Genomic DNA, 14,084 nt, shown 5'->3' on the forward strand with positions numbered 1-14,084 from the left:
ACATAAAAAAACCAGCTGAGGCTGGTTTTTTTGATTCTTTTTTCATAAAGCACTATCGAACCTTGAGTCTAGATCGGTGTGCTGTTACTTAAAATACGTTTAATTTAAAAAATGCCGTTGTCACGAGAGTTAAGACACTTTTTTAACCACTTTAATTTTATCAACGACCTTTTTCACATCGTCGGTATTTTCGGCAATTTTCAGTGCTAGTTGACGTTCGGCATCGCTGGCAACTTCACCTTTCAATGTGACTATGCCATTGGCAACATCCACATTAATTTGGGTGCCGGATACGTCAGTTGAAAACAGTAAACGCGTTTTGATGACTGTGGCAACTTTAGAGTCAGTTAAGGTGGCAACAACTTCACTGGTGCCTTCTTTTTCATTCATCACAGTGAGTTGGTTATCGACATCTTTCACCCCATCTAAACTCTTGATGAGCTCTGTGGCGAGGGCTTTATCCACACTGCTTTCCACTTTACCTGTTAACGTCACTTTACCATCTTTGACATCTGTAATGATGTCGAAGGAATTGAGATTCGTGTTGAGCAGTAAAGTGGTTTCTGCTTTACCATCGATCCACGCATCCTTGGTTCCGCCTTTCCAATCTTGGGCGGCAGCCACATTTAAACTGATTGAACCGACAAGTAAAGCCACTAGTACTGATGCTGTTGTAGTTTTCATAATCATATCCTCCGTTGTTTTCTCGAAGCTAGATAATGCGCCAATCGTGCCAATGTTTTTAAGGTAATGATTTTTAATGTTTTAATTGTTTTATTTGGCGTTTTTATACCTTGGCGTTTTCCTTTTGGTCGGTCTTTTTTACCGACAAAATGTAATTTTTTCTGGCATGCTGAGCCATCATTCGAGCATAAAAAACCGCACTCATCAGTGCGGTATTATGTCTGTAGTAAAAGTGGAGGGGAGTCGGTTAAATATGGCTCACTTAGCGACAGGGAATTAATGGTGATTGAGCGATCCCGTACCGTCGTAACTCATTTGCAGCCAAGCGGCACCCTCTGCAAGTTGGTTTGCAAGTTGTGGCTGATGCGCTTGCCTTACTGCTTGTTTTATTTGGATTAGCACTTGCTGCTCTATATCGACAAGGGCGGTCATAGCCTGCGAAATTTGGCACTGTTGCAGCAATTCTGTTGCTTGAGTATAAGTGACGGGCACGGTGTGACTTAGGCCATTAATTGGCTCGTCAGCCAAACGTCTCAGCTGTTCAAACCGAGTTAACATTCGTTGGTGGATGTTAGCTTTGGCGGAAAAAACACGCTTAAGATTATAGTCTTCGACATACCTCCTCGCTTGGTTGTAAAATGTGAGTCCTTCTTGATTCAGCTTGATGATTTCATCGATCAACATGATATCGGCGCGGATATCAGTCTGATGTTGCACAACATTAGACTTCATTATGGGCCTCCTAATGCCAGTGTTCGACATAGATTGTTTAACTGCTTGGGTAAACTGATTTTGTTTCGTTCAGCTACCATGCATATTCTGTTCTCGTTTTTAATGATATTTTAACAGGCTGATTTTTAGACTGATATTCTCAGTTCATCGAGATATCATCTTAGAACATCGGCAACTATTACCGTTGCTGTTGTTAAAATTTCATGGCTGACATACAGTAGTTTTTCATACAGGGAGTAGATACGCATGGCTCGACTGACACTTTTTTATCACTTGCAGGATGTTAGCGCCGAGCAAGCAATCATCGAACTTGCTGGTGCTGCTGACTTTAATAAGCTACGCAGTGTCGATGACTTGCCTTGGATAGAGCAGCTAGGGGCAAATCACGTCGATGTTGCCATTATTGAGTTATCCAGTCTTAGTCGTGAAGATTACCTTGTGCTGCTGGATAATGCGGCCATGTCAAATATTGAGTTTATTTTTCTCTCCGACGGTCAGCCAAACCCCAATCTTGATCAGTTAATGTCTCATTTTGCTGGTTACCACTTTCGCAAACCTTACGATATGCCGCTAATCAGCGAAATTTTTGCTGATTTTGCACAGTATTTAGCATCATCGCCTAATCGACTGCATCCTTTTGCTAGCGAGCTAGACCAATACGGTTTGCTTGTTGGTTCATCAGCTCCTATGCACAAGCTATACCGCACAATTCGTCGCGTCTCTGCGACAGGCAGTAATGTGCTGATTATTGGGGAAAGTGGGGTCGGGAAAGAACTGGTTGCTAATACCATACATCTTGCCAGCCCTAGGGTGAACGAGCCTTTTATTGCGATTAACTGTGGTGCATTAAGCCCAGAATTGGTCGACAGTGAGCTGTTTGGTCATGTCAAAGGCGCATTTACGGGGGCGAATCGCGATCACAAAGGCGTATTTGAACAGGCTGAAGGCGGGACCTTGTTTCTCGATGAAGTCACCGAAATGCCGATTGATCATCAAGTGAAGTTACTCAGAGTGTTGGAAAATAGCGAGTATCGTCCTGTGGGTGGCGACAAAGTGCAACGTGCAAACGTACGTATTGTGGCAGCGACTAACCGTGATCCCATAGTGGCGATAGAGGCTGGGCTATTTCGAGAAGATTTGTACTTTCGTTTGGCTCAGTTTCCCATTCGCGTTCCGCCCTTACGGGAACGTGGCGAGGATATTATTGGGCTTGCGCAGCATTTTCTTGCCTATCGTAACGTGGCCGAAAAGCAGAATAAGAGCTTAGCTGAAGACTGTATTCAGATGATTGCTAAGTACCCTTGGTCTGGTAATGTGCGCGAATTAAAACATGCTATTGAGCGAGCCTATATTCTGGCCGATCAGGATATTTTACCCAGCCATTTACAGCTACCTCAGACGAATGAAGTGGGTTTATGTGGTGGTGAACAAGTTGTTATCCCCCAAGGCATGCGCTTAGATGATTTAGAGAGAATCGCTATTTATCAAGCACTAGAAACCACTCAAGGTAATAAAACGGATACCGCCGAACAACTGGGGATCAGCGTTAAAACCCTCTACAACAAGCTCAGCAAGTACGAGCAGCAAGTCGAGACCGGTGAAACGACTGCTGAATAAACATTAATTATCAAATTAATATTGAAACAGAGCTAAGTTTTATACTCTTTTTTTTGTAAATAATAACTCCTATTCTACAGCCCTTAAACAGAAAAAGCGGAGATAGAATATGAAACACTTATTAACAACAGCATTATGGCTTTCTTTGACAGCCAGTAGTTTTGTAAACGCCACCCCAGCAGTAGGAAGTCTTGAAACAGTCGCTGAATTGCCAATACGACCTGGCAATGTCAGCGTCACTGCACAAGGTCGGATTTTTGCCACAGTACATCCATTTGATACACCATCAGGTTTGCAATTGATTGAAGTTAATCGTGAGACCAACGCTTATAAAGCTTGGCCTTCAATGGATTTGCAAAAAACATCGACAGCCAATACTGCTCAATTTGATACCTTATTAGGTATTGCTCAGGACAAGGCTGGACACCTCTGGACCGCAGATATGGGGTTAGAATTAGGCCAAACAAGGATTTGGGGATTCAACATTAAGGACGGCAGTCTATATAAACAAATCGTCCTACCACAAGCTCTCGCGCCTAAAGGCAGCTTTATGCAGGATTTGGTTGTCGATTCTCAAAAAGGCTGGATTTATTTAGCTGATATCGCCAACCCTGGCCTCTTAGCGGTGCGTATCGACGATGGTCATACAATACGTTTTTCAGGTCATAGCTCGCTGCAGGCCGAAACGGATGCAGTAATGAACATAGATAACAAAACAACATTGTTTAATGGCAAAGTCGCCAGTGTAGCGGTCAATCCAATCAGTTTATCTGCCGACGGAAGTACACTCTATTATGGTGCAATGAATGGCACTCACTGGTATCAGTTATCGACTGCAGCTTTACAAACAGGCAATAATGATAAAATTATCGCCACGGTAAAATTAGTCGGAGCCAAGCCTGTATCAGATGGCGCAGCAACGTCCAAACAAGGTAATCATTACTTTACCAATTTGAACCACAATGCCATTTCCATGCTAGATAACAAAGGCACACTAACAACAGCGGTCAGTTCTCCACTACTGGATTTTCCAGATAGTGTGCAATTTGGTGAAACAGGCTGGTTATATATTTCAGTGAATCAATTGCATAAAGCAAAAGCCTTTAATGGAAAAGCCGAAACAGCCAAACCGCCTTATCGTATCATGCGACTCTGGACCGGTGAGGATACTGCTGCGGGTCAATAACACCTTAGCTGCAACAGCAAAGTTGCAGCTTATATTTGCAGTATGAGTTATATCGCAACTGTTTATTTACGTTGATGTCAGTCTTTGGTTTAACTCGAAAGCGTCTAGAAATGAGTTAGGTGTTGATTGTGCAAACTATCAATGCCTCTTATTGTTACTGGCAGAGGTCAATATGAATGGTGAGATAATTTTTGGAACAAGGAACAAGTTCAGTGAAACTCAATCAACCTTCTAAAAATGCATTTTATATTCAAACTCTGAGTACTCAGTACCGACCTCTATTATGGCTGTTTGCTGCTGGGTTATTACTGCTTGGTTTACTCTGCGCCAGAGCAACCTATTTACAACCCGATCCGATACTACAGCTCGTTCTCGGCTGGGTAACACTGTTTCTATTGTTACCCGTGTTACCGACTGCGTTTGTTCAGCAACAGTGTTGGTTAGATGCCGAGCAACAGCAATTGTGGCTCGGTAAAGGTTTATTCAATGGGAGGTATATGGGATTGTGGCGGTGGCGTTCCTATGCCTTTTCGGACATCAAAGCAGTGCAACTTTATCAGCTGCAAATCACCCGCTGGCATCAGATCAGTCGCAATCGCCAAGCGGAAGATACTGTCCAACATTATCCGGCTTATTTAGAATTGCACCACCCCAACGGTGCTCAATTAATATTGGGTGACAGTACTGATAGAAAGGAATTACAACAAGTTCTACAGCAATGCGCGCAGGCGATAGACTGTAAATTGCAGGATTTTAGTAACACTACTCAAAAATCACTTCCCAAAGGTAGTGAATTTAATTTCATGCGGGTACTGGTTCTGCTGGTTATATTTATTTTGTTGAATATTTTATATTTTTTGTTCGTTCTATAAATGCTCAGTCATCCAGCCTAAAAAGTTAGGCTGGATGTCCTCCACAACGATCACTCATCTTGCTCAGTGGTTTCCTGATAAGGAACAAACACTTTAAGAGATGCTGGCTGGACTTCAATAGTGAGATCCGCAGGCTCAAATACTTCACCATCAATCACATATTTACACTTAGGCTGGCTGCTGATGGTGACCTTTTTAGCATGGGCATGATGGACTTTACTTGCACTCGCTTGTTGATCTCGCACACTCTTATTGCCTTCTTTTACCCATCCCGCAATCGCTAATTCAGCGAGGCTAAGCAACTGCTCTTTGGGTTCATCGCCAGCATCCAACCAAGTAATGTCGAGCAACCCGTCGGTCATGTTTGGTTCGCCATCGCCCTGCGCCAACACGCTGGTAAACGGTGCGGCATTGGCAACAATTAGGCTATGGGTCGTTAATGTTGTGGGTTTTGCATCATCTAAGCTGAGCTGGATGGTTAAAGTTATATCGGCATTCACTGCGCGCCATAAGCCATCGAGGTAGGCAAACTGGCCGAGAGCATTTTTACGCTCACGGTTCGCGGATTCAATCATTTGTTGCTCAAACCCTATGCCCACAAGCAACAACACTAACTCCTCATTACAACGCGCGGTATCAATGGCTTGGCAATGCCCTTGAATAATATTATCCAACGCCTGAGAGATAGGAATAAGCTTACTGCCTAAACCAAAGAGGGCATGACTGAGAGCATTAGTTGTGCCAAGAGGAATGATGCCTAAGACGATATCCGTATCAACGATTTGAGAGGCCACTTCAGTCACAGTACCATCGCCACCACAGGCGATAATAATATCAGCGCCTGCATTACGGGCTTGCTCGGCGAAGACATTTGCGGTTTCGTCTGCTGTTGTGAGTTTTAAAGTCAGGTCAAAATAGGCTTTGAGTTCATCTTGGATTTGCTCGCTGTATTCTTGCCATTTCCCGCCACCAGAAACTGGGTTGGCGATAATCCACGCCACTTTGTGGATGTTAATTTTCCCTTGACTGAGCATGCGATCTAGCGCGCGTAATTGCCATTTGTTTAAGCCGGCGGTTTTGCGAATTTGCTTTATCTGCTGCAGTACTTCGGCGAAGTGCTGTTGTTTATCTTTACAAACCAAATAAGCGGCGAGTACCAGCACTGAGCGGCCACGACCCATAGCACAGTGGATGAGTACCTGTTTATTGGCGCGCACTTGGCGGTGCAGCCAGTTAACGGCTTGATTGAGTTGGGCGCTGGTCGGTACGCTATGGTCGAGGATGGGAATATTTAAATACTCGATATGATCCTCAAATTGCGACCAATCTAAGCCATCAAATTCAGCGGTGACATCCAGAATGGCAGTGATCTTATTGGCTTTAATCGTTTCCAGATCTGCGGAAAAGAGTCTACAGCCGAGATACAGATGTTCATCAATCCTCTGCATGGGTGGTACTGAATCGTATTTTCTGGCCCAGTGGTTATAGAGTCGACTGCCTAATAAAAAGGGAATAAAACCCCAACGAATATACCAAGGAATAGTGCCATCTTGGCGTTTTCTAAAAATACTGGCGAGATTAAACCAATAGGCTGAACCGACTAAAAACAGTGACAGACTTGTCCATGCACAAATGAAAGTGAGCAGGGGAGAAGTATCTGTTACTGCAAAATAGGCTAACAATACTGCACCTGCAGTGTACAAATATTTGATGTGGATCTTCGTTAGCATGCAAGTCCTCCAATGCCATTGTTCTTGGTTAAAATCGTTGCACTTGAATGGATAGGTGTCGAGATGAGAGATGCAGAAATGAGCGAGTCTAAACCAAAAGGGTGGCAGTAGACGAGTCTATTGCCACCCTAAAGTGAGGTTTGTTTAGCACTTAGTATCTTTAGCTTTAACACCTTCTTTGACTTCTTCACAGGCATCTTCGATGGCGTTACCTGTATCAGTCATTACTTCATCGATTTTTTCGCCCGCGTCTTCGGCTTTGTTATCACTACAGGCCGTTAAACCTAGGGCGAGTAATAATGCGAATGCTGCACTTGTCATCAGGGTAAATGGTTTCATATCTATCTCCTTTTCTAAAAAAAATTATAGTCGCGGTGATTTACCCTTAAGGGCATTGATCAGCAGAGAAATCACTAATAACACAATAAATATGAAGAAAATGATTTTCGCTATTCCCGCCGCTGCGCCAGCAATCCCAGCAAATCCTAACAACCCGGCAATCACGGCAACAACTAGAAATACTAATGTCCAACCTAGCATAATAACCTCCTGCCCTTGTATTAATCCTTCTCATGACCGTTTGTGTCACTTGTAAGGTAACGGCTAATGGCTCTTACTTGATTGCGATCTTAATGCCAACTTTAAAAATTTTAAGTAGTTAATTGATTTTAAATATAATTTAAATCATTTTATTTAAAATGGTGTGAGTGAATTAAAAGAGGGGTAGGCAATTTTTACCTAAGCTTCGGTAAGAGTTTCAGCCTAATGTGTTGAATCAAAGACTGTGAGCTGATGTCGTTCATAAGTAAAGACAAATAAAAGCCGACACTGTTAATTCGTGAATCAATTCATTAATTAATCAGTGTCGGCTTGTTCTCTATGGGCTTTTTAACGCCAAGCAATTACTGTGGTTAAAAACGCGCGGCGCTCAATGATTGCTGTCATCAAAACCTCCCTGTTTTGATGAGCCATCATGCGAGTGTGCTGAATGCGAGCGAGTGCAGCCGTGCACATCGGATGGAGTCATTACCTGCCAATATGTTGAAATTAATCAGCAAGCTATCTCCGTCAATCAAGATGTACTTTGATGTACTTTGGTAAGTTTTTTAGGCTTGCCGCATCAAGCTGGTCACATCCGCTAGCATCTACCTCTACTAAGCTTGGCAGTTTTGCCAGAGGCGTGAGATCGGTCACTTGAGTGTGAGATATATTAAGTTCTCTTAGCCCAGTCAATTTTTTCAATGGGGTTAGGTCTAAAACAGCAGTGATGGCAATATTTAATATATCTAATTTAGGCATGTTAGCCAACGGGGTTAAGTCCGAGACCTGAGTTCTATTTAGAGAGAGTACTGTTAGCTGAGTTAATTTTCTAAGCGGCGTCAAGTCTGCAATATCAGTCTTGTTGCATACAAGAAAGGTAATATTAGTCAAGTTAGCTATGGGGGATAAATTTGTCACTTTAGTGCCATGGAGCATTAGAGACTTTAGTTGTTGCAGTCCCGCCAATGGCGTTAGCGTGGAGACTTGGGTGTTGAGCATATATAAATATGTTAGTTTTGTTAGCCCTGCTAGCGGCGATAAATCAGTTACTGCAGTGTTTGAGAGAGAAAGGAATTCGAGTTCGGTAAGCTGGGCTAACGGAGCTAAGTTTGAGACTTGAGTGTTATCGAATATAAGTACTTCCAGCTGTTTGCAATCTTTCAATGGCAGCAAGGTGTTCACTTGGGTATGGTGTATATTTAATTCTCTTAAATTGGACCAAAGTTTGAGCGGCCGTAGATCGGCCGATTGTACGCCACCTAAATTAAGACTCACTGCATTCTCTTGGCCATAATCTTTGAAAGCCGCCGCTATCGCTTTGCGGCTCAAACTCTCTTCGTTGTCATAATCGCGGCAAAGCTCGGGCCACAGGCTATAGATGGATGCCGAACCTTTATTACCTTGGCGGAAATTATAACGCCACAGCTCAGTGACTTGCTGTTGACGGTAGTTGGGGGAGAGCTTAACCGCAGGGTTGAGGATGATTTTGCTCAGCAGATGCAGTGCATGATCCACCTTATCTCCGAACACGTCATTTCTGTCGGAGAATTTTTCAGCAAGCTGCTCAACAGTACCAAACAGCTTGTCGATAAATTGGCTGTGTTGCTGACGGCTATTGCCGTTTTGGGAATAGTCTTCAAATACCAGTTGCCAGCATTCGAACCAGCTTTGGCTATTGCAACTTAAGGTCAGGGAGTCGACCAATTTCTGATTACCACTCAACTGTGACCATTGCCCACTAATAAAGTGGGCGGCAAAGTATTCTTGAAAAGACAAGTGACTGAAGGCAAATACTGCCTCGTGCCCTTGCTCGGCATCCTGTCCCCTGTCGATCAAAAAGCCAGTACGGCGCTTGATATAATCGATTAAGTTTTTGGCGGTTTTTTGGCATTTGTCTTTATCTTCATAGACTTCTTCTAGCTCTTTAGCGAAGAATCTTGTCAGTTCACTCTCTGTAAGGCTGGTGACGCGGCTAATATCATTATCAAAATAGAGGTTTTCAATTTGAACATTGTTGTCGCCAGTGTTACCTAATAATTCACTCAGCTTGCCTAACTGCATCGCATAGGCCAGTTTCGCCAGCCAGTTGCGTATGTCGGTATAGTCGAAATCTTCGCTGTCGATAAAGTTATTTTTTATGCCTCTGGCCCTGTCCATGCTAACCAAATAGGTCTCGATGATTTTCTGGTAGAGTTCTGCCCGACCATTGGGCAGGCGACCACGGCGTTGTTGAATAAAGCAGATCATATTCAGCAGTACAGGAGTGCGCGATAAGTTATTGAGCGCATCGTTACCGTCAAAAGCGGCCTGTAGATCGTCGATAAACTGCGCTTGTGCATCGCTAGTGTTTACATAGATTTTGCACCATTTTTGGCTAAACTGCAGTCGCTGCTCATTATTGAGTGGCTGGATATAATAGAGCCCAAAGTCATGTAGTTGGGATGCATCAGTCTTACGCTTAAGTCTGTTTGGATTGGCTAGCTTAGCGTTAAGTCCATCTTTAACCTGAATATCAAATTCATCCGCCTCATTCAATGCGTGTAAATCTAGTGGCTGATTTTTGTCCATATTGGCAAAGGGCCAAAGCAAGGATGCATCGAAACCGACTACGCGCGCCGTCATAATGCATCGGCATGATGGATATTGGCTAAACAGAGTTGCTAGAGTTTGCCCCAGATTCAGCATTTCCTGTTTGCCGATTTCATCCAATCCGTCGACCAACAGTAAGACCTGACCATTGGCCATGGCCTCAGTGAGCTTATCTAGATCCAACAGTTCACCAAGGGAGCCTAAATAGCCCCTTATATTGGTGAGAAATTGCTCCGTATTATTGTGCACAGTGAGAAAGGCACGAAAATCCCTCACCCTTAAAAGAATTGGCAGTAAGGGCCCCATGGCCTGTTGCACATAGTTACTTCTATGGTGGGCTAGGCTTATTGCCAGCCAATGCAGAAAAGTCGTTTTGCCTATCCCTGGGTCGCCTAATATAAATTGCCGTGGTTTTGCAGCTAACAGCTTGGCTAGGCTGATATTGTCCTTGGCCTGCAGCGTTTGCTGCGCAGCATCGAAGTTCTCGGCGCTGGTGGCACTATTGCCAAAGCTTGGCAGTACGAAGAGATCATCGATAAAGGCACTGTCTTGATCTATATCGGCATCATCATCCAATAAAGCTAGGCCTTGATTATTCAGGCAACCATAATAGTCTGCTAATTGGCGGCAATAACGGTCAAATCCTTCACGGTAAAGGTCAATAAATTTGCTTTTATCCGAGGGCTCAAATTCAGGGAAATACTTCATACTATTCGACCTCTACGGGAGTGGCGGCATTATAGGATTGGATAAGGTTATGCAGGTAATCTCCCCAAGCAGGCAGGTCAGCATTGTTTTCTATTAGCAAGCTGGTAAAGCGAAATTCAGTGATTTTATTGGGATGTACAAATGCGCCGCGCGCCTTTGTATTCACATTTGTGAGATTTTTGAAGGCTGACATTTCAGACTCACCGTTAGTAGCAAAGTTAAATACATCAATAATTGACTTAGCGCTAACGCTGAGCATCTCGTATATTTCTCTGTAACTCACATAAGCACTGGCGAGAAACAGCAGGGATTGAGCATGGTATTGATTTTGGTTTTCGCCGCTGGTTTTGCTGATAAAGGCAGCCAAACGATTACAGATCATTTTCAGGCGTCGCGGATTGGCAGGCAGGTAGTTTTGTTGTTCGAGTTCAAGTTTTATTGCCGCAATAATGCCAACATATTTGTTGTGTTCATTTGTCAGTATTTTATTTAGATTATTCGCAACAAAGTCGGCAATATTCTGTTGACTGGCAATGGGCAACCTGTGGGCATCTTGGCAAAGTTTTTCTAGATATTCAGTTGCATCGTGATTCGATACATCTTGTATATTGCCCGTATTTCGTAATTGCGCGTGTTCGAGCTTAAAGCTGGCTTCCAACTGCGCGGGGTCGATGGCAATCACGAAAATACAGTTTTCCAGATTGAGGTAAACCTTGATGCCCTCTAGCAGTTTTTTGGCTGTTGCCGCATCACAGCGATCAAGATCATCGATAAAAATAATACATTTTCTATCTGTCTCACCTATCTTAACTTTGTTTGTCAGTAAGTGATCAATGGCAGTGCGGAGGGCATTATTGATCTGATCGGTCGAGAGTTGGCTGAGTAAATTGTCTCTTTCGTACTTTTCGCCGATGTATGGGATCTTATCCAGGCCAGAAACCATGCCCCCACTTAACATTTTGATCGCGCCATCAAGCACACTAAGCCCCGCTACTGCACTGACATTGAGTATTTTTCCCGTTTGGTCAAAAAGCTTTCTCTTCTGACTGAAGGACTGACGCATAGTATGCATAAGGGCGATAATGGGCTGAGGCTCATGTTGATAGCGCCATGCTTCGAACCATACGCCATGGTAATGCGGGGTAGCATCGTTAGAGGTAGGAACCGCTTCACCCTTTATCGAAGGTGGGTTTTCACCGAATAACTGTGCGTATAACTGCGCTAAAACGCTGGTCTTGCCGCTGCCCCAATAACCTGTAATAGCGATGGTTTTAGGTGCCTGACTCTGACGTATCTCTTCAGCGATACCTTCTACAAAAGTAGTGTAAAGGCCGAAGTCGTCGGTTAAGACGGGCAAGTCGTTTAAGCTTTGATGAGCCATGCGGTATCCATATCCTAGCAGTACATACAATTCGATTAACGAGTCGGTATCTTACGGTGTTTTCCCTTTAGATTCTATTGGCTTGTTAGTCAGGCTTGACCGTATGCGGATGGTCACAGTTAATGCCATTAGTTGCAGGCGAGCGCTATCGCGGCAGTGGCCATCGGGAAAAGGGACTTTTCCGTTGAGCCCCCAGGGATGGGTTCACGGCGTGCCACTAGAGCGACAGTGCTTAGCTGCATTGGCACAAACAAAGCCTATAACTCAAGAGATTAGATTGGCAATAACGTAGGCGCTTCGATTATCGTAGGCGCTTCGATTTAACGAGGTAGAGAAGAAAACTGCATCAAGCAGGGAGTTGAGTCCCTACTTGATGTATCTATTGTTCCGTAGTGCTTAAAAACGATTCAGTGGTTTCCAGCGCTGCAGGCTAACTGGAATGCTCGCACCTTGGGATAACAGCAAGTTAATCCGAGATTGATACGCCGCGCCCACCATTAAATGTTTGGCTAAATCCACCGCATTACGGGCCTTATAGTCATCTAAATAACTGCCTTTGGCCCACGCATTAAATGCGCCGAGCGCTGGGCCTGCCCAAATTTGGTAATCCATTTCGCGGCCGATTTCGCCTGTGTTTGACCAGCGGCTAGACAGACCCAAATACCAGCGGAAAATCAGCGCCATCTTACGTTTGGGGTTATCCAGTGCGCGCTCGATTTGCTTAGGATCGCGCTCGTTAAAGTGGGCGACTGTGCCAGCCCAAATGTCATCGAGTGATGAGCGGAACACTTGCTCTTCGAGTTTTTTACGCTCGTCCGCAGGGATGGCATCAATCGAATCGTAACGGGTGTAGATTTCATAAAGCTTATTGGCGCGCATTGGGAACAAAGTACCGCGCTTAACCACTTGTAATTTCACGCCCATTTCGAACATATCGGCTGCAGGCGCCATAGTCACATCGGCCATTTCTGTGGTGGCGAGTAACTTACGAGTGTGTTCACTCGCGCCCGCTTCGACGCAAGCTTGGTTGATTGAACCTGTGACGATAAACGCCGCGCCCATGTTGAAGGTGGCTAATGCTGCATCGGGAGTGCCGACACCGCCGCCTGCGCCCACACGGATGGGCGTTTTGTATTGATACTTAGCTTGGATTTCATCTTTTAGCGCCAAAATCGTCGGTAAAAGCGTGACTAACGGGCGATTGTCGGTATGACCACCAGAGTCAGCTTCGGCTGTGATGTCGTCCGCCATCGGCACAAGCAATGCCATCGCCATTTGGTCTTGGCTGATAAGGCCGTCACTTACTAATTGCTGGAGGATTTTGGCCGGCGCCGGCTCCATAAACTTAGTCGCGACTTCGGTGCGGCTGATTTTGGCTATGACTTTGTTGCCAATGACGATGTCGCCATGTTCGTCGCGGCTCAAACCCGCCGCGCGGTAATAGACGATTTGCGGCGTTAACCCTAAAAATGCCGAGGCTTCGACCGTGCGCACTTTATGTTTTAAGAACAACTCAACACTGCCGCGCTCTAATGCGGGCTCGCTTGGGCTGTGAATTAAATTAAAGGCGTAAGGACCATTGGGTAGCGCCGCTTGAATGCGAGTAATGGCCGCTTCAACGCGCGATGGGATTAACCCCGCCGCGCCAAACGAACACAAAATACCCGCTTGGCCAAGGGCGATAACCAGTTCTTCCGAGGCAATACCGTTTGCCATAGCGCCGGCGTAGTAAGCGTATTTAACCCCGTGTACGCGGCGAAAATTACTGTCGCCTAAACTTTGGGTGCCAAGGGCGGGCGCAAAGGCGCTGACGGGGTGTGAGCCTAGTGGCGCTTGGCTGTCACTTGTGGTCACTTCGGCTGTTTGCGCTATGCCTAAGCCTTTTTCACTGTGATTGACTAAGTAACAGGCTTGGCTTAAATCTTTGAGTTTTTTGCCTAATGAGTCGATATCAAAGCACAGCTCGGCATCGTTGACTTGCCACGGCCAAGGGCTGAGTTTTTCGTTATTGCTATTGAATTGATCTAGAGTATGGCTAGTCATAG

At 44.8% G+C, this 14,084-nt stretch carries 11 protein-coding genes; 3 read left to right on the forward strand and 8 right to left on the reverse strand.

Annotated features, from left to right (window positions below):
* Positions 1 to 129: 129 nt before the first annotated feature.
* Positions 130 to 684 (reverse strand): BON domain-containing protein, encoded by a 555-nt coding sequence (locus L5L77_RS03015; protein WP_105249747.1) that lies wholly within the window; start codon positions 682 to 684, stop codon positions 130 to 132.
* Between the two features lie 276 nt (positions 685 to 960).
* On the reverse strand, positions 961 to 1,416 hold the full coding sequence (locus L5L77_RS03020; RefSeq protein WP_028760642.1) for a hypothetical protein: 456 nt from the start codon (positions 1,414 to 1,416) through the stop codon (positions 961 to 963).
* 246 nt (positions 1,417 to 1,662) lie between these two features.
* On the opposite strand from L5L77_RS03020, the gene L5L77_RS03025 reads away from it, so the two are divergent.
* The 3 genes from L5L77_RS03025 to L5L77_RS03035 all read left to right on the forward strand — a co-directional run bounded on the left by L5L77_RS03025 (position 1,663) and on the right by L5L77_RS03035 (position 5,091).
* A complete protein-coding gene (locus tag L5L77_RS03025) occupies positions 1,663 to 3,033 on the forward strand; it encodes a sigma-54 interaction domain-containing protein (protein WP_219250162.1) in 1,371 nt (456 codons plus the stop codon).
* 109 nt (positions 3,034 to 3,142) lie between these two features.
* The gene (locus tag L5L77_RS03030; protein ID WP_263160693.1) at positions 3,143 to 4,219 is read left to right on the forward strand and encodes a major royal jelly family protein; all 1,077 of its coding nucleotides are present in this window, start codon (positions 3,143 to 3,145) and stop codon (positions 4,217 to 4,219) included.
* 212 nt (positions 4,220 to 4,431) lie between these two features.
* A complete protein-coding gene (locus L5L77_RS03035) occupies positions 4,432 to 5,091 on the forward strand; it encodes a hypothetical protein (RefSeq protein ID WP_263222014.1) in 660 nt (219 codons plus the stop codon).
* A gap of 50 nt (positions 5,092 to 5,141) precedes the next feature.
* Here the strand turns inward: L5L77_RS03035 and L5L77_RS03040 are convergent, their stop codons facing one another.
* From L5L77_RS03040 to pfaD, 6 genes are all read right to left on the reverse strand, one after another.
* Complete coding sequence (locus tag L5L77_RS03040) at positions 5,142 to 6,821, reverse strand: diacylglycerol kinase family protein (protein ID WP_173245895.1); 1,680 nt, start codon at positions 6,819 to 6,821, stop codon at positions 5,142 to 5,144.
* A gap of 144 nt (positions 6,822 to 6,965) precedes the next feature.
* A complete protein-coding gene (locus L5L77_RS03045; RefSeq protein WP_028760637.1) occupies positions 6,966 to 7,160 on the reverse strand; it encodes a hypothetical protein in 195 nt (64 codons plus the stop codon).
* Between the two features lie 24 nt (positions 7,161 to 7,184).
* Positions 7,185 to 7,361 (reverse strand): DUF1328 family protein, encoded by a 177-nt coding sequence (locus L5L77_RS03050; protein ID WP_028760636.1) that lies wholly within the window; start codon positions 7,359 to 7,361, stop codon positions 7,185 to 7,187.
* 528 nt (positions 7,362 to 7,889) lie between these two features.
* Entirely contained in the window at positions 7,890 to 10,658 is a 2,769-nt protein-coding gene (locus L5L77_RS03055; protein WP_263222019.1) for a leucine-rich repeat domain-containing protein, read from the reverse strand.
* Between the two features lies 1 nt (position 10,659).
* Positions 10,660 to 12,039, reverse strand: a complete 1,380-nt coding sequence (locus L5L77_RS03060) for a KAP family NTPase (protein WP_263191368.1) — start codon at positions 12,037 to 12,039, stop codon at positions 10,660 to 10,662.
* A gap of 396 nt (positions 12,040 to 12,435) precedes the next feature.
* Entirely contained in the window at positions 12,436 to 14,082 is a 1,647-nt protein-coding gene (pfaD, locus tag L5L77_RS03065; RefSeq protein WP_263191448.1) for an eicosapentaenoate synthase subunit PfaD, read from the reverse strand.
* Positions 14,083 to 14,084 lie beyond the last annotated feature (2 nt).

Source organism: Shewanella sp. SM29, assembly GCF_025654245.1.
GTDB classification, from domain to species: domain Bacteria; phylum Pseudomonadota; class Gammaproteobacteria; order Enterobacterales; family Shewanellaceae; genus Shewanella; species Shewanella oncorhynchi.